The organism is Deltaproteobacteria bacterium (genome assembly GCA_016875225.1).
Lineage (GTDB): Bacteria > Myxococcota_A > UBA9160 > SZUA-336 > SZUA-336 > VGRW01.
The window spans coordinates 43,078-67,457 of sequence record VGRW01000010.1 but is presented as its reverse complement, the minus strand read 5'-3'; the positions used below and the strand labels follow the sequence as shown (position 1 = coordinate 67,457).

21 protein-coding genes and 1 pseudogene are annotated in these 24,380 nt (G+C 71.4%); 13 read left to right on the top strand and 9 right to left on the bottom strand.

Going from position 1 to position 24,380, the window contains the following annotated elements; translation table 11 throughout:
* Nucleotides 1-622 (bottom strand): ABC transporter ATP-binding protein (locus FJ108_04675; GenBank protein MBM4335194.1); only part of this gene is annotated, 622 nt, incomplete at its 3' end.
* 106 nt (nt 623-728) lie between these two features.
* Nucleotides 729-1,817 carry an HNH endonuclease gene (locus FJ108_04670; GenBank protein MBM4335193.1) on the bottom strand — a complete coding sequence of 363 codons (1,089 nt, stop codon included), beginning with the start codon at nt 1,815-1,817 and terminating at the stop codon, nt 729-731.
* Nucleotides 1,818-2,013: 196 nt separating this feature from the next.
* Here FJ108_04670 and FJ108_04665 point away from each other — a divergent pair, with 196 nt between their 5' ends.
* From FJ108_04665 to FJ108_04655, 3 genes are all read left to right on the top strand, one after another.
* Nucleotides 2,014-2,826, top strand: coding sequence for a hypothetical protein (locus tag FJ108_04665; protein MBM4335192.1), 813 nt, complete (start codon nt 2,014-2,016; stop codon nt 2,824-2,826).
* A gap of 80 nt (nt 2,827-2,906) precedes the next feature.
* Nucleotides 2,907-3,653: an AAA family ATPase gene (locus FJ108_04660; GenBank protein ID MBM4335191.1), complete on the top strand. Its 747-nt coding sequence runs from the start codon at nt 2,907-2,909 to the stop codon at nt 3,651-3,653.
* A gap of 2 nt (nt 3,654-3,655) precedes the next feature.
* Complete coding sequence (locus FJ108_04655; protein ID MBM4335190.1) at nt 3,656-4,981, top strand: hypothetical protein; 1,326 nt, start codon at nt 3,656-3,658, stop codon at nt 4,979-4,981.
* A gap of 3 nt (nt 4,982-4,984) precedes the next feature.
* Here the strand turns inward: FJ108_04655 and FJ108_04650 are convergent, their stop codons facing one another.
* The 5 genes and pseudogenes from FJ108_04650 to FJ108_04630 all read right to left on the bottom strand — a co-directional run bounded on the left by FJ108_04650 (nt 4,985) and on the right by FJ108_04630 (nt 11,995).
* Nucleotides 4,985-5,458: a hypothetical protein gene (locus FJ108_04650; GenBank protein MBM4335189.1), complete on the bottom strand. Its 474-nt coding sequence runs from the start codon at nt 5,456-5,458 to the stop codon at nt 4,985-4,987.
* A gap of 23 nt (nt 5,459-5,481) precedes the next feature.
* Nucleotides 5,482-8,181 carry a hypothetical protein gene (locus FJ108_04645; protein MBM4335188.1) on the bottom strand — a complete coding sequence of 900 codons (2,700 nt, stop codon included), beginning with the start codon at nt 8,179-8,181 and terminating at the stop codon, nt 5,482-5,484.
* Between the two features lie 91 nt (nt 8,182-8,272).
* Nucleotides 8,273-9,256 (bottom strand): HupE/UreJ family protein, encoded by a 984-nt coding sequence (locus FJ108_04640; GenBank protein ID MBM4335187.1) that lies wholly within the window; start codon nt 9,254-9,256, stop codon nt 8,273-8,275.
* Nucleotides 9,253-10,200 (bottom strand): peptidyl-prolyl cis-trans isomerase, encoded by a 948-nt coding sequence (locus FJ108_04635; protein MBM4335186.1) that lies wholly within the window; start codon nt 10,198-10,200, stop codon nt 9,253-9,255. The genes FJ108_04640 and FJ108_04635 overlap by 4 nt, the downstream gene beginning before the upstream one ends.
* Nucleotides 10,095-11,995, bottom strand: a pseudogene (locus FJ108_04630) (DUF3604 domain-containing protein). The gene FJ108_04635 and the pseudogene FJ108_04630 overlap by 106 nt, the downstream one beginning before the upstream one ends.
* Nucleotides 11,996-12,066: 71 nt before the next feature.
* On the opposite strand from FJ108_04630, the gene FJ108_04625 reads away from it, so the two are divergent.
* From FJ108_04625 to FJ108_04585, 9 genes are all read left to right on the top strand, one after another.
* A complete protein-coding gene (locus FJ108_04625) occupies nt 12,067-12,531 on the top strand; it encodes a DUF2255 family protein (protein ID MBM4335185.1) in 465 nt (154 codons plus the stop codon).
* A gap of 68 nt (nt 12,532-12,599) precedes the next feature.
* Nucleotides 12,600-14,348 (top strand): response regulator, encoded by a 1,749-nt coding sequence (locus FJ108_04620; protein MBM4335184.1) that lies wholly within the window; start codon nt 12,600-12,602, stop codon nt 14,346-14,348.
* Nucleotides 14,349-14,475: 127 nt separating this feature from the next.
* The gene (locus FJ108_04615; GenBank protein ID MBM4335183.1) at nt 14,476-14,958 is read left to right on the top strand and encodes a hemerythrin domain-containing protein; all 483 of its coding nucleotides are present in this window, start codon (nt 14,476-14,478) and stop codon (nt 14,956-14,958) included.
* Between the two features lie 20 nt (nt 14,959-14,978).
* Nucleotides 14,979-15,794, top strand: coding sequence for an enoyl-CoA hydratase (locus FJ108_04610; protein ID MBM4335182.1), 816 nt, complete (start codon nt 14,979-14,981; stop codon nt 15,792-15,794).
* A 97-nt stretch (nt 15,795-15,891) separates the two neighbouring features.
* Nucleotides 15,892-16,410: an ORF6N domain-containing protein gene (locus FJ108_04605; GenBank protein MBM4335181.1), complete on the top strand. Its 519-nt coding sequence runs from the start codon at nt 15,892-15,894 to the stop codon at nt 16,408-16,410.
* 146 nt (nt 16,411-16,556) lie between these two features.
* Nucleotides 16,557-17,282, top strand: a complete 726-nt coding sequence (gene mtgA, locus FJ108_04600; protein ID MBM4335180.1) for a monofunctional biosynthetic peptidoglycan transglycosylase — start codon at nt 16,557-16,559, stop codon at nt 17,280-17,282.
* Nucleotides 17,283-17,305: 23 nt separating this feature from the next.
* Nucleotides 17,306-18,484: an acyl-CoA dehydrogenase gene (locus FJ108_04595; GenBank protein MBM4335179.1), complete on the top strand. Its 1,179-nt coding sequence runs from the start codon at nt 17,306-17,308 to the stop codon at nt 18,482-18,484.
* Between the two features lie 13 nt (nt 18,485-18,497).
* Nucleotides 18,498-19,583, top strand: a complete 1,086-nt coding sequence (locus FJ108_04590; GenBank protein MBM4335178.1) for a phosphotransferase family protein — start codon at nt 18,498-18,500, stop codon at nt 19,581-19,583.
* A gap of 5 nt (nt 19,584-19,588) precedes the next feature.
* Nucleotides 19,589-20,185 carry a class I SAM-dependent methyltransferase gene (locus FJ108_04585; GenBank protein ID MBM4335177.1) on the top strand — a complete coding sequence of 199 codons (597 nt, stop codon included), beginning with the start codon at nt 19,589-19,591 and terminating at the stop codon, nt 20,183-20,185.
* Here FJ108_04585 and FJ108_04580 read toward each other — a convergent pair.
* Entirely contained in the window at nt 20,143-20,910 is a 768-nt protein-coding gene (locus FJ108_04580) for an LLM class flavin-dependent oxidoreductase (protein ID MBM4335176.1), read from the bottom strand. The two genes, FJ108_04585 and FJ108_04580, sit on opposite strands and share 43 nt — an antisense overlap.
* A gap of 94 nt (nt 20,911-21,004) precedes the next feature.
* Nucleotides 21,005-22,033: an NADP-dependent oxidoreductase gene (locus FJ108_04575; protein ID MBM4335175.1), complete on the bottom strand. Its 1,029-nt coding sequence runs from the start codon at nt 22,031-22,033 to the stop codon at nt 21,005-21,007.
* On the opposite strand from FJ108_04575, the gene rarD reads away from it, so the two are divergent.
* Entirely contained in the window at nt 22,032-24,353 is a 2,322-nt protein-coding gene (gene rarD / locus FJ108_04570) for an EamA family transporter RarD (GenBank protein MBM4335174.1), read from the top strand. The genes FJ108_04575 and rarD overlap by 2 nt on opposite strands.
* Nucleotides 24,354-24,380 lie beyond the last annotated feature (27 nt).

Below are 24,380 nucleotides of genomic sequence, written 5' to 3'. Positions count from 1 at the left end.
CCCGAAGCGTGACCACCCGATCGGCGCGCTCGGTCGCGCTCGCGTCGTGGGTCATCATCACGACGGTGATTCCGTTCTCGCGGCAGAGCGTGGTGAGCAGGTCGAGCACTTCTCCCGCGTTGCGGTCGTCGAGGTTCCCGGTCGGTTCGTCGGCGAGCACAAGGCCGGGGTCGCCCGCGAGCGCGCGCGCGATCGCCACCCGCTGCATCTCCCCGCCCGAGAGCCGCGTCACCTCGTGGCCGGCGCGGTTCGCGATCCCGAGCCGCTCCATCAGCGCGCGCACCCGCGGCAGCGAATCGCTGAGCCGGCGGCCGTCGAGCAGCAGCGGCAGCGCGATGTTCTCGATCACGTCGAGCATCGGGACCAGATTGAAGAACTGGTACACCAGCCCGATCTTGTGCCGCCGGAAACGCGCGGCCTCGGCTTCGCTCAAGGAATCCACCTCTACGTCACCGACGACCACGCGGCCCGAGGTGGGCCTCCTCATCCCCGCGAGCAGGTGGAAGAGCGTCGATTTGCCTGAGCCGCTCCGGCCGCGCACCACCAAGAATTGGCCGCCAGGAATGGCCAGGTCGAGCGAGCGAAGCGCGCGAACCCGCGGCTCCTCTTCGCCGTAGGTCATTTCGAGCGCCTCGGCGCGCACGGGAAGCCCGAGGCTTCCGATCTTTCGCAGCTCCACGTGAACGTCCGGCCGCATGGCCGCTGCGCCCGCAAGGTTTGGGCCAGACTCAGGCGAACAGCCCGGCCAGCCTCGCCCGCTGCGCCCCCTCGAACTCCCCTCGCCCCCGCCACAGCCGCGTGTCCTCGGGCAGCCGCAAGTAGATCCCCCGCGCGACGCCGAGCGAAGCGTCCGGCTCGGACGGCCAGGCGAGCCCGCGCGCGATCTGCGCCAGCTCGGCCGCCGCGTCCGCGTCGCGCCGCACCCAGCGCGAGACGTGGGTGCTTGCGGCCAGGTGGTCGCTCTTCGAGCCGTTGCAGCTCGCGTGGGCGGCGACCAGGTTCTCGATCGCGTCGTTGGGGTGGCGGGACCAGGGCACGAAGTGGTCCACCTCGACCGCGGCGCCGCGAAGGGGTCGCGCGCAGTAGAAGCACTCGCCGCGCTGCAGCTCTCGGAGCGGCTCGCGAAGCATGGCGAGCGCGGCGCGGTCGCTGCTGAACAGGAACTCCTCGAGCGCGGCCTCGGGCAGGCGGTTGAAGCGCGCGATCAGCGCAGCCCACTCGCGCTGGATCAGCGGGCGCAGCAGGCCGGAGAGCCGCACCAGCTGCTCCGCGGCGCCGGGAAGGAAGCGGATCGAGTTGTCGAAGTCGGGGCCCTTGAACTCGCCTTTCCGGATCGTCTCGTCCCAGCGGATCGCGTACAGGAAGGGAAGCGGCGCGTCGCCCACGCGCTGCAGGCGCGGCAGCGGCATCTCGACCAGCTTCCACTCCACCTCTCGCGCGAGCCGGGCCCACCCCGCGGGCGCCGCGGTCCGCGCGCGGTGCGGCGTGCCGGGCGCGGGGTGGGCCGCGCGGAACTCCTCGATCCGCCGCACGATCTCGGGCGTGCCGCGCGTTCCGCGCTGCGGAAGGTTCTGCTGCAGCACGCGCGAGGTCGCGGGGAACTCGCGGACGTGCGGCCAGTACAGCTCGATCACGCGGCTGGCGAGCTGCGGCGTCGTGACACTGGTCGGTGGCGCGCCGTCGCGCTCCGTGGCCTCGAGCGCCAGGTCGAGCAGGCCGAGCAGAACCGCGTACTTGTACGTCGACGTGAAGCTGCCGCGGTCCAGCACCGACAGGATCTTCTCGCCGAAGGACGCCGCGTCGTCCATTAAGTGCATCGCGCGATCGTATCCCGCGCGGGGCGCCGCGGTCCCGCCAAGTCCGCGTCCGCGCTCGGGACGGACCGTCGTCGAGCCGGTCGGCGCGAATCCGGTGCGGGCTGATTTACGGCCCGAAACCCACTCCCGTCGTCGGAGGTGCACTATTTTCGTCGGTGCGGCCGTCCCCCCGCCGCACCGTCGAGGAGGGAGAACCTTGGGACTCGTCCATCCGTTCCTGTATTTCCTGAAGGCGCGCTCCGCGGAGCGCCGGATCCTGGCTGGGAACACGCGCGACGAGGCCGCGCTCCGGGAGGCCAACGCCGTGTTCTCGGGTGCCGGCTATGGCCTGGGCGAGGTGTTGCTGAACTTCCCGCCGGCCGACGGACAGGCGGGTGTGCTGCTCGAGCTCGACTGCACTCGCGCGCGGTGCGCAGACGTAGTGCTCTCGGCCACGCGGCCGACGGTCGAGATGGTCGAGGAGCTCGATCCCCCGAAGAAGAACGTCCCGCGGGGCTACACCGATCTGGAGCGGCTGCTCGACGCGGTCTGGGGGCACTACTTCCAGACGATCACGCGCAAGAACTTCTGCCTGCAGCCGTGGCTGCGCGCGGCGCTCCGCCCCGGCTACGAGGATCGCTTCCTGGTCGGCTTCATGCAGGGACCGCGCGCCGACTACGCGAGCCTTTCCGCGTGCAACGGCCGCGGCGAGAAGAAGGTGCGCGGCGTCGGTCGCACCGCCGCGTTCCTGCTGAACCAGCCCGAAATCTGGACCGACGGCCCGCGCTACGTCGGATTCTTCGGCATGGACAGCCTGTCGACGCTGGCGTGGGCGTACCTGCTCCGGCACCGGCACCCCGAGCTGCTTCTGAAGCCCGGTTTCCACATGGTCGAGCTCGAGACCCGCGAAGTTCCCGTTCGCGTGCCCGACCACTCCTGGGCGCTCGACTGGAACGCGGAGCTCATCCTGTCGGTGCCGCCCGCGCGGCTTTCCCCCGAGGTCGAGGCGCTCCGGCCGAAGAATTCTTAGGGCCGAAACGTTCGCTCACCGACGCTGCGCCACGATCTCCCTCGGATTCGAAACACCAACATCGATTGAGGGAGATCGAGATGACCGAGAAGACCGAGAAGACCAAGAGCGCGAGCAAGAAGCCGGAGGTCCGCAGCACGGGATTCAGCTGGGAGCTGGTCGAGCGCGTGCTCGCCTGCGTCGCGTTGACGCGAATCTACCTCTGGGGGCCGCCGGGCGTCGGAAAGACGTTCGCGGCCTACCACCACGGCCGGCTCGAGCGCGGCCTGTACGCCTGCACGCTGGTGCCCGAGCTGTCGGCGGCCGAGCTCCGCGGCACCTACCTGCCGAAGGGCGACACCATCCTGTGGCACGACGGGCCGGTGATCCGCGCCATGCGCGAGGGCGCGCGGCTGGTGCTGAACGAGCTCTCGCACGCGGGCGAGGACGTGCTGGCGTTCTTGTACCCGATCCTCGAGCACGACAGCACCTGCCGGCTCACCCTTCCCACCGGCGAGACGGTGACGCCGGCGCCGGGCTTCCACGTGATCGTCACCGACAATCTGCCGTCCGACGATCTGCCCGCGGCGCTTCGCGACCGATTCGACGCGCAGCTCGAGATCCGCGAGCCGCACCCCGAGGCGCTCGCGCTGCTCTCCGAGCCGATGCGCGAGGTCGCGCGGCGTGGGGTCGGGCTCGACGAAGATCGGCGCCTCTCCGTGCGCGCGCTGCTCGCGATCGAGCGCGCGAAGCTCGTGCTCGGGCTGCGCGATGCGTGCCTGGTCGTGCTCGGCGCCGCGCGCGGCGCGCTGTTCTACGACGCCGCCCTGCTCGCGGGAGTTCGCTAGTCATGCGCGCATTCGAGTCCCATCGCGAGCGCTTCCTTCCGTACCCCGAGCTCATTGAAAAGCGCGGCGCGGGCGATTGCGCGCCGTACCTGATCGTCGATTCGGTGAAGACCTCGGGACGCGAGCTGGCCGGCGCCGTCGACAAGGTGGCGCGGCGGCTCGCCGTTCCGCTCGATCCCGACGGGCGCGGCGTGGTCCTGCACGAGTACGGCCACGTGCTCTACTCGCCGCTCGTGCCGCCGAAGGTCGCCTTCGACCCGCGGGTCGCGGCCGCGGTCGAGGACGCGCGCGTGAACCTCGCGCTCTGCGCGTCCGGACGTCCGGTCGAGCTCGGCGAGACGGGCGAGCTCTACGTGAGCTGGCTGCTGGCCCTGGACGCGAAGCGCGGCGACGGGTTCGCGCTCTTCGTGCGCAGCGTGGCGTCGATCGGCACCAGCGTCGAGCCGCGGCTCTGCGAGCAGCTCGAGCGGCTCGACCCGCGCACGGGGGCGGGCGTGGTGCGCGAGGTCGTCCGGCGCGCGCGCGACGTGCTCGAGAAGGCGCGAATCCGCTACGGCCGCCCCGACGCGCCCGAGCGCAGCGGCCGGATTCTGGCGCGCAAGCTCGCGGAGCTTCTGCGCCTGCACGGCCTGCTCGACGAGAACGGGTTCTCGCAGAGCGAGCTCGTGATGGACTGCTCGCTGAAGCACGCCCACCACGCCGTGCCCGAGGCGGAAGACGAGATGCGCCGCCTGCGAAACGTCCGCGAGGACGTTCCGGACCTCGCGCCCGGCGTGATGAGCGTCGTGCGCGCGCGGCTCACGCGGCGGCTCTCGGCGCGCACGGGGCTGCGCGCCTGGGGCTCGTCCGTCGAGGGGAGCGTGATCCGACACGCGCACCGCTGGTCGATCGACCGCAAGATCTTCCGCAGGCGCGGCGTGCGCGGTCGGGGCACCGTGCTTCTCGACGTGAGCGGAAGCATGCGGCTCGACGCGCCGGACCTCGAGCGGCTGCTGCGCGCGACCGGAGAGGGAACGCGCGTGGCGATCTACTCGGGCGAGGGAGCCCAGGGCCAGCTCCGCATCGTGGCGGATTCGGGCCGCCGCGCCGAGGGCGACGAGCTCACGCGCTACGGCAGCGGCAACGTGATCGACCTGCCCGCGCTGCGCTGGCTCTCGCGCCAGCACGCGCCGCGGCTGTGGATCTCGGACGGCAAAGTCACGGGAATCGGTGACCAGGTCTCGACGCGGCTGCGCCAGCGCTGCCACGCGCTCGCGCGCCGCCACGCGATCCGCCGCGTCGACGACATCGCCTCGGCGGTGAAGCTGCTCGGCGGGGCGCCCCGCTAGCCGCTACTTCGCCGGCTTCTCGAGCGCCGCGATCAGCGCCTCGACGCTGGTCGGGTTCTCGATTCCCGTGACCCGCAGCTTGTCGAGGACGAGGACGGTGGGATAGGTCGCGCCCCCGGGGATGTCGGCCGTCTTGTCGCCCGCGTCGTCGACGAGCAAGCGGTACGGGCGGCGCTTCATGGCCGGCCGCGCGAAGAGCATCTTCACCAGCGATGGCATTCCCTTCACGTCGACGATGTACACCGCGGAGTTCCGCTCGAACAGGTCGGGGCCGGCCTTCTCGACGGCCGCCTTCGCCACGTCGCCCGCCTTCATGTCGCGGGTGAAGACGATCGCGCGCACGGATTCGTCGAGCTTGCGTAGCTCGCCGTGCTGATCGGGCAGCTCGATGGGGGGAAGGGTGCTCCCGACCGCGTAAGGCTCGGCGAAGGCGGTCGAAGCGACGAGGACCAACAGGGAGGCAAGGAGGGTTCGCATGGCCCGATGGTAGGACAGGATCGCTAGCGTGCGTAGGCCAGCTCTCGCGCGGCCGCGAGGATCGTGGGCATGTTCATCTCGGCCGCGAGCTGCAGCGCGCGCGCCGCGTGCGTTTGCACCCGCTCGTCGTCGCCGGGCTCGCCGCGCGCGAGCGCGGCGCGCGCGCAGTCGAGCACGGCGAGCGCCTCGAGCGGGCGCGCGCCGGCGTGCCGCTCCCACTCGATCGCGTCTTCGAGGAACGCGACCGCCTCGTCCTGGTCGCCGCGCGCGTGGGCCAGAAGCCCGCGGTAGCGCTGCACGGAGCCTGCGCAGACCAGCGCGCCCAGACACAGGTTTCCGTCGCCGGCGATTTCGAGCTCGAGCTCGAGTCGCGCGGCGGTCTCGGAATCGCGCAGGCAGGCGCAGGTCTCGGCCAGCAGCGCCGCGGAAAGCGAGCGGCTCTCGTCGGCGGGAAGTCGGATCAACCGGCCCTCGCGGCAGCGCTCGACGATCCCGGCGAGCCGCTCGCGCGCGGCAGCAAAGCGCCCGGTCGACGCGCAGAACAGCGCGAGCATGCACTCGAGCTCGAGCCGCTCGGGCCGCTCGCGAAGCACGGCTTCGAGATGCGGCTCGAGCTCGGCGAGCCGGCCCTGGAAGCGCCGCAGCGCGAAGCGCTGCGAGGTCGCGACGCCGAACGCGAGCTCGGCCGAGCGGTGGTCGGCAAGCGTTCGCGCGGCCTCGTCCGAGAGCGCCTCGGCCAGGACCAGATCGCCGAGCCAGAGCGCTCGTGCGGCGAGCGCGGCCGCCGCGTGGCCGCGGTGCATCGGGTGGCCGAGCGCCGCCGCCGACTGCTCGCAGGCGCTCGCGGCCTCGTCCACCGCCGCGCGGTCGCCGCGCGCGAGGGCGCTGGCGAAAAGGCGCTGCTGCGCCAGGACCTCGGCGCCGCGATCGCGCGCGCTTCGTGCGAGCGCGACCTCTTCGCGCGCGAACGCCTCGCGCTCGCGCGGATCGTTCGGGTAGAGCAGAAGGCCTGCGCGGCTCGAGACCGCGCGAAGCAGCAGCTTCGGATCGCGCAGCCTGCGCGCGGCGGCGATCGCCGCGTCGCTCGTCGCGCGCGCGCGCTGCGGGTCGCTCGAAACCAGATCGCGTGCGAGCGCGATCTGCAGCTCGGCGCGAAGCGCGGCGCGATCGGACGGGAGCTGCAGCAGCACCTCTTCGACCCGCGCGACGCGCGCGAGCGGATCGCCGCCCGCCGTCGCGGGGCGGATCGCTTCGAGCGCAACGAGCGCGATCGCGAGCGCGTCGATCGCGTCCGCCCCGTGCGCGACGCCCGCCGCGCGCTCGAAGTCGCTCTCGGCCCGCGCGGGATCGCCCGCGAACAGGTGCGCGCGCCCGAGCTCGATCAGGAGTCGCGCCTCGCGATCGGGCGCGACCGCCGGGCCGAACTCGAGCCAGTGCAGCGCGGCGCCGAGCTCCCGCGCCGCGTCCTCGAAGGCGAGCAGGTTGAACGCCCGTTTCGCGGCCGCCTCGGCGCACTCCGCCGCGCGAACCGCGCCGTCGGGGCGATCGGATTCGCCGAAGTGGTGCGCGAGCCCGAGCCAGGGCGTGGTCGACGGATCCGCGGCCAGGGCCTCGAGCGCGCGCGCCACCGCGCCGTGCAGGTTCGCGCGGCGCACCAGCGGGAGGTTGGCGTAGATCGCCTCGCGCACGACCTCGTGGCTGAACTCGATCCGGTCGGGATCGGCGTCGTTTCGAGCGAGAATGCCGAGCGCGGCGGCGCGGTCGATCTGCGCAAGCGCGTCCCTGCGCTCCACGGCCGCCGCAAGCGCGAGAACGGAGAGCTGCGCCTCGCGCCCGATCACCGCCGCACACTCGACCCGCTCGCGATCGTCGCTCGCGAGCGCCCGCAGCCGCGCGTCGATCAGGTGCGCGAGCGTCCTCGGCACGCGTTGCTCCGCGTCGGCGCCTTCGGCGCTGCGCAGCAGCTCGCGCAGGAAGAGCGGGTGCCCGCCGCTTCGCCGCTGGAGTGTCTCGATCTCGCTCCGCGACGGCGGCTCCTTCCCCGATCGCGCAAGAAAGGACGCGATTTCGTCCGCGGACAGCGCGCCGATCTCGAGCCGCCGCTTCGCCGGAGCGATTCGCCGCAGGCAGTCCGTCAGCGCGGGATCCGCGTCGGCCTCGAGCTCGCGCGCGATCGCGATCACGAGCACGCGCGTCGCGTACGGCGTGTCGCCGAGCCGCGCCGCGAAGCCCGCCGACGCCAGATCGGCCAGGTGCAGGTCGTCGAGCACGATCGCGAGCGCGCGGCTCTCGGCCTCGCGCTCGAGACCGCGCGCGAGCCGCTGCAGCAGCAGGTGGCGGGCGGTCTCGGGATCGAGCCGCTCGGCTCCGCGCCGATCGAATGGCGTCTGCAGCTCGACCCGAAGCGCGTCGAGCTCCTCGCGCTCGTGCGAGCCCTCGCAAAGCTTCGCCAGCACCTCGAGCCACGGCGCGAGCGGCTGCTCGGCCCGGCCCTGATCGCAGCGACTCCAGACGAAGAGCACCGATTCGCTTCGCGCCGCGAGCTCGCGCACCAGCGCGGTCTTGCCGATCCCACCCGCGCCGCTCACGAGCAAAGCGCCGCCGCGGCCGAGACGCGCCTCGTCGAGCTCGTTGGCCAGCCAGGCGAGCTCGCGTTCGCGCCCGGCAAAGCTCGGCTCACGCGTCGGAGACATGCTCACCGTCCAGTGGTCGAATTCGCCCATGGAAATCCTGAGAGGGACGCCGCTCGTCCGCGAGGCGCGCAAGACACCCGCGACGCGAGTGGACACGCGCGCCGAGGCCCGCGCGCGGCGATCAGAACGCGAGCAGCCGCTCGATCAGCCAGTACGACGCCAGCGCGCCGATCCCGTACGCCGCGGCCGTCGGCCAGCCTCGGGGCGCTTCGACGCGCAGCAGCGCCGGCAATCGGCCGAGCAGGAGCAGCGCGGCGACGAAGGCGAGCTGACCGGCCTCGACGCCCAGGTTGAAGCAGAGCAGCGCGAGCGGGATCTGCTGCGCCGGGAAGCCGATCTCGGCCAGCGCGCCCGCGAAGCCGAAGCCGTGCAGCAGGCCGAAGGCGAACGCGACCAGCCAGGGCCTTCGCGCGGACAGGCTCGACCGGCCCCGGCGCGACTGCGCGATCTCGCTCGCGACGAAGACGATGCTGAGCGCGATCACGGCCTCGACCGGCGGCGGCGAGACGGTGATCCAGCCGAACGTCGCCGCCGCGAGCGTCAGGCTGTGCGCGATCGTGAAGGCGGTGATGGTCCAGAGCAGCGGGCGCGTGGCGCCGATCAGGATCACCAGCGCGAGCACGAAGATCAGGTGATCGACGCCCAGCAGGATGTGCTCGACGCCGAGCCACAGGTAGGTGCGCGCGACCGCTCCGGATCCCGCCGTCGCCTCGACCGTGAACGACGGCGAATCCGGAGTGAGTCGCAGGACCTGTGTGTGTCCGTCGAGTCGCTCGATGCGCACGAGCACGTCGGTGAGCGTTGCCGAAAGCCCCTCCACGGCGATTCGCGCGCCGTCGAGTCCGCCCGCGCGGAGAATCCGCGTTCGCTCGACGTGCGCGCGCCCGGAGAAGCTGCTCCGCGGCGCCCCGATCCGCTCGACGTCCGCGGGGAGCTCCAGAACCAGGCCGAAGCGCAGGCTCTCGCCGGCGGCGGGAACCTTGAAGAGGACGTCGTAGGTCTCCTCACCGGTCTCTACGATCTCGAGATACGCGGGACGAACCTCGTGCGCGCCTGCACTGGTCGCAAGACCCAGCGCGAGCCAGAGCGCGACGAGCGCGCTCACGGGTCGGCGCGCTCGACGCGGATCAGGTAGCGCTCGCGCAGCGCCTGGTACTGCGCGTCGAGCCCCTCCTGGCGTCGGCGCGCTTCGAGGTCGCGGGCGACCGCATCGCGCACCTCCGCGAGCTCGGGCGTTCGCTCGGCCTCGCGGGACTCGACCCGCACCAGGTGCGCGCCGTAGCCCGACGTCACCGGCCCGAACCACTCCCCGACCGGCGCGCCGCGCAGCGCGGTCTCGAACTCGGCGCCGAACAGCCGCACGAGCTCGGAGGCGCTCGCGTTCTCGTAGCGCGGCGAGAGCATCAGGCTGTCGCCGCCGCTGACCGGATCGGCGCCGTCCGGCTGCGCGCGCAGCTCGGCGAGCAGCCGCGCAGCGTCGGCCTCTAGCTCCGGGCCGCGCTTGCCGGGATCGAGAAACACTTGCGAGAAGCTGAGCCGTGACTCGACGCGGTACTCGGCCGCGTTCTCCTCGAGATACCGCTCGAGCTCGGGCTCCGTCGGCTCCCCCGCCAGGCTCGGGTCCTCGAACAGGAACTCGAGCTTCTGGCGCAGCCGCCTGCGCACCACCGTGTCGTCGCGATCGAGCCCGAGCGCGACGGCCTCGCGGTACAGGGCCTCGTCGCGGATGTGATCCTCGACGAGCCCCTCGAGCTCCGACTCCGTCGGCGCGCGCTGCCAGGTCTGCGTGAAGGTCTGCTTCAGATTGTCGATGCGCCCGCGGCTCACGACGATCTCGGACGCCGGCTCTCGCGCCGGCGCTGACACCCATCGGTGCAGCCCGAAGAGCGCCGCGCCGAGCAGCAGGAAGTGGAGCAGCGGCTCGCCGGCGAGCCGCCGCGCGTTCACGGCGTGTACCAGATCGGCGAGGAGTAGGCCCGCTCGGTGAGCGTCATCGCCGTGCCCGGCAGCGGAGTCACGCCGAGACGGACCACGTCGTAGGCGGTCCAGCGCGGCGTGGGGATCTCGATCACGCGCGCGTAGTAGAACGCGCGCTCCCCGGCGTCGAAGTCCGGATCCTTCCAGACGGTGACGAGCTCGGCCGCGCCGATCGTGTTGGTCCAGGTCGCCGTCGAAAGGTCGACCGTGCTTCCGACCGAGGGAAGCCTTCCGTCCGCGCCCGGCTTGCGCGCGCCGCTCCAGGCGACGTCGTACACTTTTTCGTGAAGCTCGCCCTTCGCGTCGAGCCAGCCCTTCACGATCTGCACGCGGTCGAGGTTGGCGCCGATCGGGTCCTTCAGCGCGCCGACCAGGAACGTGGGCGCCTTGCCGGAAGGCGCGCGGCTCAGGTCGCCGCCCATCGGCACGCCCTTGGCGTAGCCCGCCAGCGCCGGGTTCGGAGCCGCGGCGTCGGAGCCGGCGAAGTCCCAGCCGCCGAAGAAGCGCAGCGCCATGCGCGGGCCCGTGGTGCGTAGGTCTCCTTGCGCTCCATGGCGTCCCAGATCGCCTCGCGCGTGTTCTCGCTGGCCCAGACCGCGCAGTAGCTCGACGACGAGACCTGCCACTCCATGACCCGGACGCCGGACTTCTCGTTGGACATGAAGGCGCTGGTCATGCGCTTCGGGCCCGGCTCCTGCGGCACGGTCTTGCCGAAGAAGTTGTCCTCCTCCATGGCGGTGAGACCGGTGTGCGCGTCGCTGCCGCCGGCGAGGCCGAACTTGTATGGGTTCACGCCGAGCTTCGCCTCCAGCGCGAGACCGTTCTTGTAGGCCGAGCGCGCGTACTCGAACTCGAGCATGTCCTTGGTCTTCGCGACGCTGCCGTCCAGGTTGCCCGCGTCCCAGCGCTCGAAGTTCGCGAACTCGTCGTTGGGCGACAGGAACGGATGCGTCTCGCCGTCGCCCTTGGTCTGGCTGGCCTCGTACAGGCGCTCCCACCTCGCGCGCTCTTCGGCGTACTCGCGGTCGATCGGCTTGCCGGTGAACGACTCGATGATCGGGAACATGCGCCCGTTGCTCAGGTTCCCGTTGTGCGCGATCGCGAGCACCTGCCCGCCGGTCTTCTTCTCGTACGCGGCCATCCACTTCCACAGATCGCGCGGGTTGTCGCTGCCCACCGGCGGGTACACCGTGAGCGGCTCGACCTGGCTCGCCTTGTCGGCGGCGTCGCGGAAGATCACGTTCCGGTGCAGGTTGTTGCCGCTGGTGTTCGAGGTCCACTCGTAGCCGATGAAGGCGGTGAAGCGGCCCGGCTCGTTGTACTGCTCGGCCGCGGCGATCGTCTCCTGCCAGGCCCCGCGGTACGCGGGCGATCCCGGCCGGTACATCAGGGTCTGCGGGAAGGTCCCCTGCGAGAAGGCGACGATGATCTCCATCGCGGCATCCGCGCCCCGGCCGGACCGGATCATGTCGTACCACTTGCGGCCGGTCGGATCCGCGAGCAGCTCCGGCTTGCCGGCGAACAGATCCGGGAAGAAACCCATGTTGTCGGAGTGGTCGGCGACGACCAGGAAGTCGAGCGGCCGCTGCAGCCGGACCTTCTGCTTGCTCGACGAGACGACCTCCTCGCCGCGCGCAAAGCGGTAGGCGTCGCTCGGCCCGAGCCGCGCGCCGAACGCGCCCGCGTCCATCGAGAACGAGGTGTGCAGGTGGGTGTCGCCGAAGAGCGGGCGCGTCGGCAGGCTGCGCCCGGTGTAGGGCGAGTAGTCGGCGGACGCCTCGGGCTTCGGATCCGCAGCCCGCGCGGGCGCTGCGAAGGCCAGGCCGAGCGCCGCGGCCAGGATGGCAGTTCGGATTCGATCGCTCATGGAGCCCCCTCTGTGCTGGACGACGGCGCGCAACCGTAGACGGGCCGTCCTCGAGTTGCCACGATGCCACGATGCGGACAGCCCTGGCCAGCGTTTCGATCCTCGTCGCCGCGCTCGCGGCATGCATCGACCCCTCGGACCGCCGACCCGGCACGCGGCTCGGCGGGAACGTCGTGTCGGAGCTGCCGTCGGACTGGACGTTCAGCGACGCGCACGCCGAGATCGCGGTCGAGGTCCGCACGCCGTACCTGATTCCGCATTCCGTCACCGTCTGGTGTGCATCGCTGGATGGAGTGCTCTATCTGGGCGCGCGCGACCCGCTTAGCAAGCGCTGGCCGGCGTGGGCCGACCGCGATCCCGAGGTGCGGGTCGGAATCGGCGAGAACGTCTACGAGGTTCGGCTCGTGCCGCTCGACGACGCGGCGACGCTCGAGCGCCTGCGGGCGGCCTACACCGCAAAGTACGCGCTTCCCGAGACACCGAGCTCTACCGCCGTGCCGTCGACCCGCTACTGGCGCGTGGAGCCCCGCGGCTAGCTCCCCCACCGCAAGTTCCGTTGCCCGGGATCCGATTTCGTATCAGGAGGCGGGCGAACGAGTTGTCGTTGCGTGTGGAAGAGACGACGTCGTCCGCAAGCCCCGCGAGCGCGAGCGTCTACGAGCTGCTCGTGCGCAGCGCGCGCAGCGTCACCCGAATTCTCGCGATCATCGTGCCGCCGCTCTGCGTGGTTCCGGTCGCGACGGGAATCGCGCCGCTCGAGCCGTCGCTTCTGTATCTCGCGATCCTGGAGTCCGGGTTCGTCGCGCTGTGGTGGCTCGCGCGCGGGCGCACGGGCGAGCTCTGGCCGGAGCCTGTGATGTTCACCGCGACGCTTCTCGCCAGCGGCGGCGTGATCTTCTCTCCCTCGCACCTTCTGCTCGACTACAAGCCGTATGCGCTGCTCGCTCCCATGACGCCGCTCGCCTTCGCGTCGCTCGCGCCGGTGCGGCCTCGGCTCACCTACGCGCTCGCTGGGGCCACGGCCGCGCTCTACGCGCTCTCGCTCTGGCTCGTGCCCAGCGACCGCGCAGTCGACGTATTCAGCTTCGGCGTGATGTGCCTGGCGATGGCGTGGCTCGGCGCGACGCTCGCGCGCGACCAGCTGCGACTGCTGGCGGATCTGGGCGACGCGCGCGAACGCGCACTCGAGTCGGCTCGGCTCAAATCCGAGTTCCTGACCAACATGAGCCACGAGATCCGAACGCCGATGACCGCGATCCTCGGCTTCGCCGAAGAGGTGGAGCTCGAGCTGGAGAGCGCCTACGCGAGCCCGAGGATCCGCGCCGCGCTCTCGACGGTCCGCCGCAACGGCGCGCACCTGATCTCGCTGATCAACGGGATTCTCGACCTCTCGAAGATCGAGGCGGGCAAGCTCGAAGTCGTGCGCGAGCGGTTCTCGCCGATCGCCATCGTCGCGGAGGTCGCGAGCCTGCTCGGCGTGCAGGCGAACGAGAAGGGGCTGGCGCTCGAGGCGGTCGCGGTCGGCCGGATCCCGGAAGAGATCGAGAGCGACCGCACGCGTCTGCGCCAGATCCTGATCAACCTGGTCGGAAACGCGATCAAGTTCACCGCGCAGGGACGCGTTCGGATCGAGGTCGGCCTGGTCGAAGACGGGCTCGAGTTCGCGATCGTCGACAGCGGCTGCGGAATCGCGCCGGATCAGATCGAGCGCGTCTTCGAGATGTTCACGCAGGTGCACGGCTCGGTCACGCGCGCGCACCAGGGTACGGGTCTGGGGCTCGGCCTGTCGCGCAAGCTCGCGCGAATGCTCGGCGGCGACGTCGACGTCTCGAGCGAGCTCGGCCTCGGCAGCCGCTTCAGCCTGCGCGTTCCCTGCGGCGACCTCGCGAGTGTCCGCGTGCTTCCGGCCGCGAGCGTCGGAGAGTTCGCGGTGCTCGAGCGCGCGCCCGTCGCGCCGACCACGACGCGGCTCTCCGGCCGTGTTCTGCTCGTCGAGGACGGGCCAGACAACCAGCGCCTGATCAGCGCGATCCTGCGCCGCGCCGGGCTCGAGGTCGAGCTCGCCTCCGACGGCGCCGCGGGCTGCGAGCTCGCGCTGCACTCGCTCGCCTGCGGCGATTCCTACGACGTGATCCTGATGGACATGCAGATGCCCGTGCTCGACGGCTACGCCGCCGTGAAGCGCCTTCGCAGCGCCGGATACCGCGGCGCCATCCTCGCGCTCACCGCACATGCGATGTCCGGCGACCGCGAGCGCTGCCTCGCGATCGGCTGCGACGACTACGCGAGCAAGCCGATCCGCCGCGAAGCGCTGCTGCAGCAGCTGGCAGGATTCCTGGCAAAGCCCGGATAGAGGTTGCCCGACGGCGGTATAGTGCGGGCTGCATGACTCCATTCCTGATTCGCGCCGAGTTCGGGTGTACCGAGACAGGCGGGGCGGAGATCGGGCGCTACGAGGTCGGCGGGGCCGGGAGCGCGAAGTGAAGCGGCACCCGGACCTGCGGCCGCTCTCGGAGGATCACCACACGGCGCTCGTGCTCGCGCGCCGCACGCGGCGAGCGGCGGAGCGCGGCGGTGACGACGCGGGCGCGCTCGACGCGCAGTGGCGGGACGTGGTCCGGGCGTTTGCCGCCGAGCTCGAGCCGCACTTCGCGACCGAGGAGCGCTGGATGTTGCCGCGGCTCGAGGAGTCGGGCGAGACCCGGCTTGTGGAGCGCACGCGCGCGGATCACGCGCGGCTTCGCGAGCTGGTCCGTGACGCGGCGAGCGCGCCGGTGCTGGCCGAGTTCGCGGCGCTTCTCGAGCGGCACGTCCGCTTCGAGGAGCGTGAGCTCTTCGTGCGCTTCGAGGCTCTGCTCACGGAGTACGAGGACGCGTCCATGCGCGGGCTCTGCCGGGAGGGCGCGTGGGAGGCCGCGATCGGCGCGCTCCGCAGCGCGCGGCGGAACGCGCAGCGCGACTAGGCGCGGTGTAGGATCGCGACATGACCCAGCCCATCCTCGTCGAGCGCAGAGTCAACGGCGTCGCCACCGTCACCATGAATCGGCCCGATCGAATGAACTCGCTCACCGGCGAGCTGCTCGCGCTTCTCGCCGAGAAGCTTCGCGAGGTCGCCGACGACTCGTCGGTGCGCGTGGTGGTGCTCACCGGCGCGGGGGAGCGCGCGTTCTCGGCGGGCGCGGACCTGGCGCCGCCGGGCGCGCCGGGCCCGGCCGAGCGGCACGCGAGCGGGCGGCAGACGCTCGAGGAATCGTTCGACGGGTTGAAGCGCATGCAGGAGTCGTCGTTCCTGCTGCACACGATGCCCAAGCCGACCATCGCCGCGATCAACGGCGCTGCGGCGGGCGCGTCGCTCTCGATGTCGATGGCGTGCGATCTGCGCGTCGCCGTCGACGGGGCGGTGTTCACGACCGCGTTCGCGCGCATCGGCTTCTCGGGCGACTTCGGCGGCTCGTACTTCGCGACCAAGCTTCTGGGCGCCGCGAAGGCGCGCGAGCTGTACCTGCTCGGCGATCGCTTCGACGCGGCCGAGGCGCTGCGCATCGGTCTGCTCTACCGCGTGTTCGCGCCGGACGTCTTCCGCAAGGAGGTCGACGTGCTCGCCGATCGCCTGGCCGAAGGCCCTCCGCTCTCGTACCGCTACATGAAGCGCCACCTGAACCTGGCCGAGCACGGCAACCTGCGCGACGTGCTCGACCTGGAAGCCGAGGCCATGATGTACACCGGCCGCAGCGAGGACTTCCGCGCGGGAACCGCCGCGTTCCTCGGCAAGAAGAAGGCGAAGTTCACCGGTCGGTAGGCTGCGCGGCGGTCTCCGATGTGACTCGCGGTTCACCGTCTTTTCCGCGGGTGATCTCTGCGGTATCGATTCGCTTCGGTCCCGCGGGGAGTGACCCGTGGCAGAGAAGCGCAGCGTCGTCCCGAGCCGGAGGATCGCGGAGGCGATCTTCTGGATCCGTGGCCATCGCGTGATCATCGACGAGGATCTCGCCTCTCTCTACGCGGTGGAGACGCGCGTGCTGATCCAGGCGGTGAAGCGCAATCCGGCACGTTTCCCCGCGGATTTCATGTTCCAGCTCTCGACGGCCGAGTTCACTCGTTTGAGATCACAGTTTGTGATCTCAAACGGAAGCGGCGGTCGACGACACCGGCCCTATGCGTTCACCGAAGAGGGGGTCGCGATGCTCTCCAGCGTGCTTCGCAGTCGACGCGCCGTGCGCGTGAACGTGGAGATCATGCGCGCCTTCGTCCGGCTGCGAAGACTGCTCGCCAGCCACGAGCAGCTCGCTCGAAAGCTCGACGTCCTGGAGCGCAAGTACGATGCGCAGTTCGGCACCGTGTTCACCGCGATCCGGCAGCTGATGATCGCGGAGGCGAGCCCGAAGCGGCGGATCGGCTTCGGTCGGAGCGACTGACGCACGGCCCGCGCCTTTCCTCCGACCCCCGACGCAGCGGACCGCGCGAACCGAGGGCACTGGAGCGAACGGGGATCTCCGATACGATCGCCGGTCCTTTGCGCTCGAAGTCGAGGAACAGGCGGAGATCGCGCGGGAACCGGCGCGTGTCGCGAAAGGCGCGGAGCCTCGCCCCGCTCGCGCGGCGCGGGCTCGTCCTGTCTGCGCGGGCGCTCGCGGTCTTCGTCGCCGTGTCGGTCGCCGCGGTCGCGCTGATGCGCTGGGTCGATCCGTGGACGAGCGCGTTCATGATCGAGTCTCGGATCGCGGCGGCGGCGCGCGGCGAGCGCGGCTACCGCACCGACTATCGCTGGGTCGACTACGAGCAGATCTCGCCGGAGCTCGCGATCGCCGTCGTGGCGTCGGAGGACCAGCGGTTCCCGAAGCACGCAGGCTTCGACTTCGCAGAGATCGCCGACGCGCTCGAGGATTCCGCGGATGGCGAGCCGATGCGCGGCGCGAGCACGATCACGCAGCAGGTGGCCAAGAACCTGTTCCTCTGGCCGGGCCGGAGCTTCGCTCGGAAGGGGATCGAGGCGTACTTCACGGTGCTGCTCGAGTCGCTCTGGCCCAAGCGGCGCATCCTCGAGGTGTATCTGAACGTCGCCGAGTTCGGCCCCGGTGTGTTTGGTGCGGGCGCGGCCAGCGCGCGGTACTTCGGCAAGCCCGCGCGAGCCCTCGACCGCGAAGAGGCGGCGCGGCTCGCCGCGGTGCTTCCCGCGCCGCGCCTCCTGCACGCCGACCGCCCGTCGGCCTACCTGCGCACCCGCACCGCGCGGATCGAGCGCGCGATCGCCCGGCTCGGCGGATCGGGGTACTTGCGCTCGATGTGACCGGGCTCGTGTAGACTGGCGCCATGGACTTCACCTTCAGCGATGCAGAGCAGGCGTACCGGGAGAAGGCGCGGGCGTGGATCCGGGAGCACGTTCCCGCGTGGTGGCGCGACGCGGACGCGCACGAGTTCGACGAAGAGGACGCGATGTTCGAGGGCGTCCGCCGCTGGCACCAGGACCTCTACGACGCGGGCTACGTCGGCGTGACCTGGCCGGTCGAGTACGGCGGACAGGGCCGCGGCCACGTCGAGAACGCGCTCCTGCAGGAGGAGCTCGTGGTGCAGGACGCGCCGCCCGTGACGAACGGTCTGGGCATCGGGCTCTGCGGGCCGGCGATCATCCACCACGGCAGCGAGGCGCAGAAGAAGCGCTTCCTGCGCCCGATGCTTCGCGCGGAGGAGATGTGGTGCCAGGGCTACTCGGAGCCCGGCGCGGGCTCGGACCTGGCGAACCTGCGCACCACCGCGGAGCTGCGCGGCGACCGCTGGATCGTGAACGGACAGAAGATCTGGACGTCGCTCGCGCACCGCGCGGACTGGATCTTCTGCCTGGTGCGGACCGACCCGAAGGCGGACAAGCACGAGGGCATCGGGTTCCTCTTGATCGACATGAAGACGCCCGGGATCGAGGTCGCGCCGCTGGTGCAGATCACCGGCGGGCGCGGCTTCTCGCAGTGCTTCTTCAAGGACGTCGAGGTGCCGGTCGCAAATCTGGTCGGCGCGCCGACACAGGGCTGGCAGATCGCCAACACCGTTCTGGGTTACGAGCGCGGCGCATCCACGCTCTCGCGCTACGCCGGCTACCGGCGCGAGTTCGAGCAGCTCGTCGACGACTCGCGCCGCACGCGGCGCAATCGCGACGGCGTGTACCGACAGCGCGTCGCGCAGGCGGCGATCGAGCTCGAGGTGCTGCGCCTGAACTCGCTGCGCTCGCTCACGGCGCTCGCGCAGGGCGTGAAGCCGGGGCCGGAGTCGTCGCTGCAGAAGCTCTACTACTCCGAGATGGGCCACCGGCTGGCGAAGCTCGGCTGCGATCAGGAAGGCGCGTTCGGCCAGCTCGAGCGCAAGTCGTACCGCTCGCCCGAGGCGGGCCGCTGGGCGCAGCGGCTGCTGCAGAGCCGCGGGCCGATGATCTTCGCAGGCACGAGCGAGATCCAGCGCAACATCATCTCCGAGCGCGTGCTGGGACTGCCGCGGCGCTAGACGAAGGAGCCGGGTGCCCACCGCCTGGGAGCGCGATCTCGATTCCGCCCGCGCGAGCCTGACCCGCTGGCTGCGCGGCAAGCTCCCGAACGCGACGGAGGTGGAGGTCTCGCGGCTCGTCGCGCCGCAGAGCTCGGGCTTCTCGAACGAGACGCTGCTCTTCGACCTGGCCTGGACCGAGGCGGGCCGACACCGCACGGCGTCGCTCGTGGCGCGCATCGCGCCGACCGGCTTCGCGGTCTTTCCCGAGTACGACCTGACGCTTCAGTTCGAGTGCATGCGGCTTCTCGCGCCGGCCGGCGTCCCGGTGCCCCGCGTCTACTGGCTCGAGACGGAGGACGAGGGCGTCTTCGGCGCGAAGTTCTACGTGATGGGCCGCGTCGACGGACGCGTTCCGTCCGACCGGCCGCCGTACCCGCTCGAGGGCTGGCTGAAGGAGCTTGCGCCCGAGAGCCAGGCGCGGATCTGGTGGGGCGGGATCGAGTCGATGGCGCAGATCCACTCGCTCGACTGGCGCCGGCTGGGCCTGGGATTTCTGGACCGGCCGGAGCTCGGCCGCACCGGGCTCGAGCAGCAGATGCGCTACTGGGAGCGCTACATGCGCTGGGTCGCGCGCGGGCGGCCGCAGCCGACCATCGAGGCCGCCTGGCAGTGGCTGGTGCGGAACCAGCCCGCCGACGAGAGTGACTCGCTGGTCTGGGGCGACGCGCGGATCGGGAACGTCATCTTCTCCGCAGACGGAGCCGAGCCGCTCGCGGTCCTCGACTGGGAGATGGCCACGCACGGAAACGGCGAGCAGGACCTGGCCTGGGCGATCTTCGTCGACCGCCACCACAGCGAGGGCCTCGGCGTGCCGAGGTTGCCGGGCTTTCCGAGCTACCCGGAGACGATCGCGCGCTACGAGGAGCTCTCCGGCCGCGCGGCGAAGCACCAGGAGTTCTACGGCATCTTCGCGGGCTACCGGTTCGCGGTGATCATGAGCCGGATCGCGCAGCAGATGGTGCACTACGGCGTGCTTCCCGCGGACTCGAAGTTCGAGACCGACAACATGGTGACGCGGCTTCTGGCGAAGGATCTGGGCCTGGCCGCGCCGGAGTGAGACGAATGGCCGAGTCACATCACCACTTCCTTCCCGCCGCCGGCGCTCACTGGCTTCTGCCGCTCTACGATCCGCTCACGCGGCTGCTCGGCGCGCCCTCCGCGCTGCGAAGGCTGCTCGAGCAGGCCGAGCTCGCGCCCGGCCAGCGGGTGCTCGACCTCGGCTGCGGCACGGGGGCGCTCGCGCTCGAGGCCAGGCGCGCGCAGCCCGGCTGCGAGATCGTCGGCCTCGATCCCGACGCGAAGGCGCTCGCGCGTGCGCGCGCCAAGGCCGCGCGCGCCGGGCTCCACATCGCGTTCGAGCAGGGCTTCGGCGACGCGCTGCCGTTCGCCGACGCCAGCTTCGACCGCGCGCTCTCCTCCTTCATGTTCCACCACTTGCCGCTCGAGCAGAAGCCCGCGGTGCTGCGCGAGCTGCTGCGCGTGCTCCGGCCGGGCGGGCGCCTGCACCTGCTCGATTTCGGCGGCCCGAGCCACGCGCTCACCGCGCAGATGCGCGACGCCGGCTTCGCCCGGGCCGAGACGGTCGAGCAGCGCCGCTTCTGGATCGCCAGCCTGGTCTACGTCCGGGCGGAGTGCCCCGGAAGCGCGAGCTCCGCGTAAGGCGGGGCGAAGAGCAGGATCAGCCTCTCGACGCCCAGGCCCGCGAGGCGCTTGCGGCTGGCTTCGGTGCCCGGGAAGCCGCCGAAGGCGGTGACGTGGAACGGTGTCGTGCGGCCCGAGTCGCGGTGCGCCTGGCGCGCGTCGCGGACCAGCTCGGGGAGCATCGGGTGGCCGGCTGCGCAGTTGAAGCCGTCGCCGTAGCGGCCCGCGACCTGCGCCATGCGCGGGCCGAAGCCGCCGACGATGATCGGCGGGGGCGGGGCAGGGCGCAGGAAGCCGGGCGGATCGCCGGACCAGATCCGGCGAAGCGCCGCGATCACGTCGATTACCCGTTTACGCCGTTCGGTGTCGGTGCCCGGGGGCAGGCCGATCGCGTCCTGCTCTGCGGCGTACGGCGTGGCGCGGCTGCCGCCCGCGCCGATCCCGAGCAGCAGCCGCCCGCCCGAGACCTCTTGCAGCGTCGCGGCCATGTTCGCGAGCACGCCGGGATTTCGGTTCGCGGCGTTCAGCACCAGCGGACCGAGCATGACGCGCGAGGTCACCGCCGCGAGCGCCGAGAGCACTGTCCAGCACTCTGGCACCGGAGCGGGGCCGGTCTCGCCCCCGCCGCGAAGATGATCCCAGAGCCAGACGCCGTCGTAGCCGGCGTCCTCGGCGCGGAGCGCGGCGACGCGAAGCATGGGCCAGCTCGCGCCGAACGGAATCAGCAGGACATCGGTTCTCACGGGACCCGGCGCGCGGGCGGCCGCGCGCCACCCGCCTTCGCTCGGCTGCGCCTCGCTGCGCGCTTCGCTTGCAACTCCAAACTCACGCGCGCGCTCAGCCCGCGATCGGCGGGTCGGCGACCTTCAGGAGCTGCTTGCCGAGATTCTTGCCCTGGAACAGGCGAAGGAAGGTCTGCGGCGCGTTCTCGAGCCCGTGCTGGATGTCCTCGGCGTGCGCGATCTTCCCCTCCGCGACCCACTTCGCGAGCTGCGCCGCGGCCTCGCCGAAGCGCGCGAGGTAGTCGATCACGATGAAGCCCTCCATTCGCGAGCGCGTGATCACCAGGTTCATCAGGTTGCGCGGGCCGGGCGGGGGCGCGGCCTCGTTGTAGGCCGAGATCCCGCCGCAGAGCACCACGCGCGCGCGCTGGGCGAGATTGCCGAGCGCGGCGTCGAGGATCTCGCCGCCGACGTTGTCGAAGTACACGTCGAGGCCCTTCGGGCAGAGCTCGTGCAGGCGGCGCGCGACGTTCTCGCGCTTGTAGTCGATCGCGGCGTCGAAGTGCGCCGTTCCGGTGAGCCAGCCGCACTTCTCCGCGCCGCCGGCGATGCCGATCACGCGGCAGCCATTCAGCTTCGCGATCTGGCCCGCGACGGAGCCGGTCGCGCCGGCCGCGCCCGAGACCACGACGGTCTCGCCGGCCTTGGGCTTGCCCAGGTCGAGCAGGCCGAAGTACGCCGTGAGCCCCGTGATGCCGCAGACGCCGAGCGGCCAGGTGAGCGGGACTCCCTTCGGCAGAACCGCGGCGGGCATGACCCCGCCGCGCGCGACGATCGCGTAGTCCTGCCAGCCGAACGTCCCCTGCAGGAAGTCGCCGACCTCGTAGTCGGGGCTGCGCGACTCGACGACCTGGCCTACGGCTCCCGCGCGCATGACCTCGCCGATCTGGACCGGCGGGATGTAGCTCGGGCGGTCCTCCATCCAGCCGCGCATGGCCGGATCGAACGACAGGTAGAGCACGCGAACGCGCGCCTCGCCGTCGGCGAGCGCCCGCAGCGGCGCTTCGCGCAGCTCGAAGTCGCCAGGCTTCACCATTCCCGACGGCCGCGCGCGCAACAGCCACTGACGATTCTGATCTGCCATGCGCATAGAATACGCCAAGGAGGGCGGCAATGGCGTTCGCGGAGTACAGCGAGTACGACGGGCTGGGACTGGCGGAGCTCGTGCGCCGCGGCGAGGTCTCGGCGGCGGAGCTGGTCGAAGAGGCGATCCTGCGGATCGAGCGTCACAACCCGGTGTTGAACGCGGTGGTCACCAAGGCCTACGAGCAGGCGCGCCGCGAGGCGCGCGGCGGGCTTCCCGACGGGCCGTTCCGCGGCGTCCCCTTCCTGGTGAAGGATCTGTACATGGAGGTCGCAGGGCTGCCGATGAGCGACGGCAGCCACTTCGCGCCCGACGAAGTGTCCGGCCAGGACAGCGAGCTCGTGAAACGCCAGCGCGCGGCTGGGCTCGTGATCCTGGGCAAGACCAACACGCCCGAGTTCGGCATCACCGGCACGACCGAGTCGCGCCGGCTCGGGCCGTGCCGGAATCCCTGGAACCCCGAGCACATCTCGGGCGGATCGAGCGGCGGATCGGCCGCGGCCGTCGCCGCCGGAATCGTGCCGCTCGCGCACGCGAGCGACGGCCTGGGATCGATCCGAATCCCCGCCGCCTGCTGCGGTCTCTTCGGCCTGAAGGTCACGCGCGACCGGAACCCCGGCGGGCTCGACGTCGGCGCGAACGTGCTCGGGTTCGGGGTGAGTCACGTGGTGTCGCGCAGCGTGCGCGACAGCGCGGCGATGCTCGACGCCACGAGTCACCCGGAGGCGGCGATGCCGTTCGCCGCACCGCAGCGGTCGAAGTCGTACCTCGCGGAGCTTCGCGTGCCGCCGGGACGGCTTCGCGTCGCGTTCTCGTCGGAGACGCCGAGCGGCCGCCCGATCGACCCCGAGGTGCGAAGCGCGCTCGAGGACGCCGCGAAGCTCCTGGTGGAGCTCGGCCACGACGTGCACGAGCAGGGACTGGGAATCGACTACCGCGCGCTCTACCGCGTCCAGGGCGTGCTCGGCGCGGCGAGCTCCGCGGCGGGAATCGCGGAGAAGACCGAGCGGCGTGGCCGCGAGCCGGAAGAGGACGAGCTCGAGCCGCTCACCTGGGCGGGAATCCGCGCCGGCCGCAAGCTCTCCGGCGAGGCGGTGATGCGCGCGCTCCGCGATCTGCGCCGAATGACGCACGAGCTGCTCGGGTTCTTCGAGAGCTGGGACGTGTACCTGACGCCGGTGATGGGGACGCCCCCACCCCGGGTCGGACACATCGATCCGGTCCGGCTCACCCCTCGCGAGGTCGGCCAGCGCCAGTCGGCCGCGTTCCCGTTCACGCCGCCGTTCAACTTCACCGGACAGCCGGCCATGTCGGTTCCGCTGCACTGGTCTGCGACGGGACTCCCGATCGGCATGCAGTTCGCCGGTCGCTACGGCGACGAGGCGACGCTCTTCCGTGTCGCGGCACAGCTCGAGGCGGCTCGGCCGTGGCGCGCGAAGAAACCCGCGATCTGGGGCTAGCTGGCGCGGGCTTCGCGCTCGCGGCGTATTCGCTCTGGGGCGTGCTTCCCGCGTACTGGAAGGCGCTCGGAAACGTCACGCCCGCGGAGATCCTCGCGCACCGCGTGGTCTGGTCGCTGCTCTTCACGCTGGCGCTCGTGGCCGCGCTCGGCCGCAGCCAGGAGCTTCGCGCGGCGCTGCGCTCGCCGCGCCACCGGCTCGCGCTGCTCGCGAGCGGCAGCCTGATCGCGATCAACTGGGGGATCTTCATCTGGTCGGTCTCGGTCGGCCGCCTGGTCGAGGCGAGCTTCGGCTACTACCTGAACCCGCTGGTGAACGTGGGGCTTGGCGTGCTCCTGCTCGGCGAGCGCCTCTCCCGCGTGCAGCGGATCGCGATCGGCGTGGCTGCGCTCGGCGTCCTCGCGCTCGGCTTCGGCTCGGGCGCGGCGCCCTGGCTGCCGCTCTCGCTCGCCGCGACCTTCGGGCTTTACGGGCTGGTGCGGAAGCTGACCCCGGTCTCGTCGCTCGCCGGGCTCGCCCTCGAGACCGCGCTGCTCTCGCCGCTCGCGCTCGGGTACATCCTCGTCCTGGGCGACACCGGCGAGGGTCATCTGGGAACCGCCGACCTGCGGACCAGCTCGCTGCTGGTCTTCTCCGGCGTGGTGACCGCGCTGCCGCTGATCTGGTTCGCGAGCGCCGCCCGGCGGCTCAGCTTCTCGGCGCTGGGGATCTTCCAGTATCTCTCGCCTACGCTCTCGTTCCTGCTCGCGGTGCTCGTGTATGGCGAGCCGTTCACGCGCCTGCGCGCCTTCGCGTTCGCCTGCATCTGGATCGCGGTCGGCCTGTACAGCCTGGACTCGTGGCGGGACGCGAGAGCCTGAAAGCCCGCTAGACTGAGTCGAATGCGA

Coding starts and splice junctions, on each gene's coding strand:
- FJ108_04575 (MBM4335175.1), bottom strand. CDS start 22,033: ATGGCAGATCAGAATCGTCAGTGGCTGTTGCGCGCGCGGCCGTCGGGA.
- FJ108_04625 (MBM4335185.1), top strand. CDS start 12,067: ATGCGGACAGCCCTGGCCAGCGTTTCGATCCTCGTCGCCGCGCTCGCG.
- FJ108_04585 (MBM4335177.1), top strand. CDS start 19,589: ATGGCCGAGTCACATCACCACTTCCTTCCCGCCGCCGGCGCTCACTGG.
- FJ108_04655 (MBM4335190.1), top strand. CDS start 3,656: ATGCGCGCATTCGAGTCCCATCGCGAGCGCTTCCTTCCGTACCCCGAG.
- FJ108_04610 (MBM4335182.1), top strand. CDS start 14,979: ATGACCCAGCCCATCCTCGTCGAGCGCAGAGTCAACGGCGTCGCCACC.
- FJ108_04670 (MBM4335193.1), bottom strand. CDS start 1,817: ATGCACTTAATGGACGACGCGGCGTCCTTCGGCGAGAAGATCCTGTCG.
- FJ108_04650 (MBM4335189.1), bottom strand. CDS start 5,458: ATGCGAACCCTCCTTGCCTCCCTGTTGGTCCTCGTCGCTTCGACCGCC.
- FJ108_04645 (MBM4335188.1), bottom strand. CDS start 8,181: ATGGGCGAATTCGACCACTGGACGGTGAGCATGTCTCCGACGCGTGAG.
- FJ108_04595 (MBM4335179.1), top strand. CDS start 17,306: ATGGACTTCACCTTCAGCGATGCAGAGCAGGCGTACCGGGAGAAGGCG.
- FJ108_04660 (MBM4335191.1), top strand. CDS start 2,907: ATGACCGAGAAGACCGAGAAGACCAAGAGCGCGAGCAAGAAGCCGGAG.
- rarD (MBM4335174.1), top strand. CDS start 22,032: ATGCGCATAGAATACGCCAAGGAGGGCGGCAATGGCGTTCGCGGAGTA.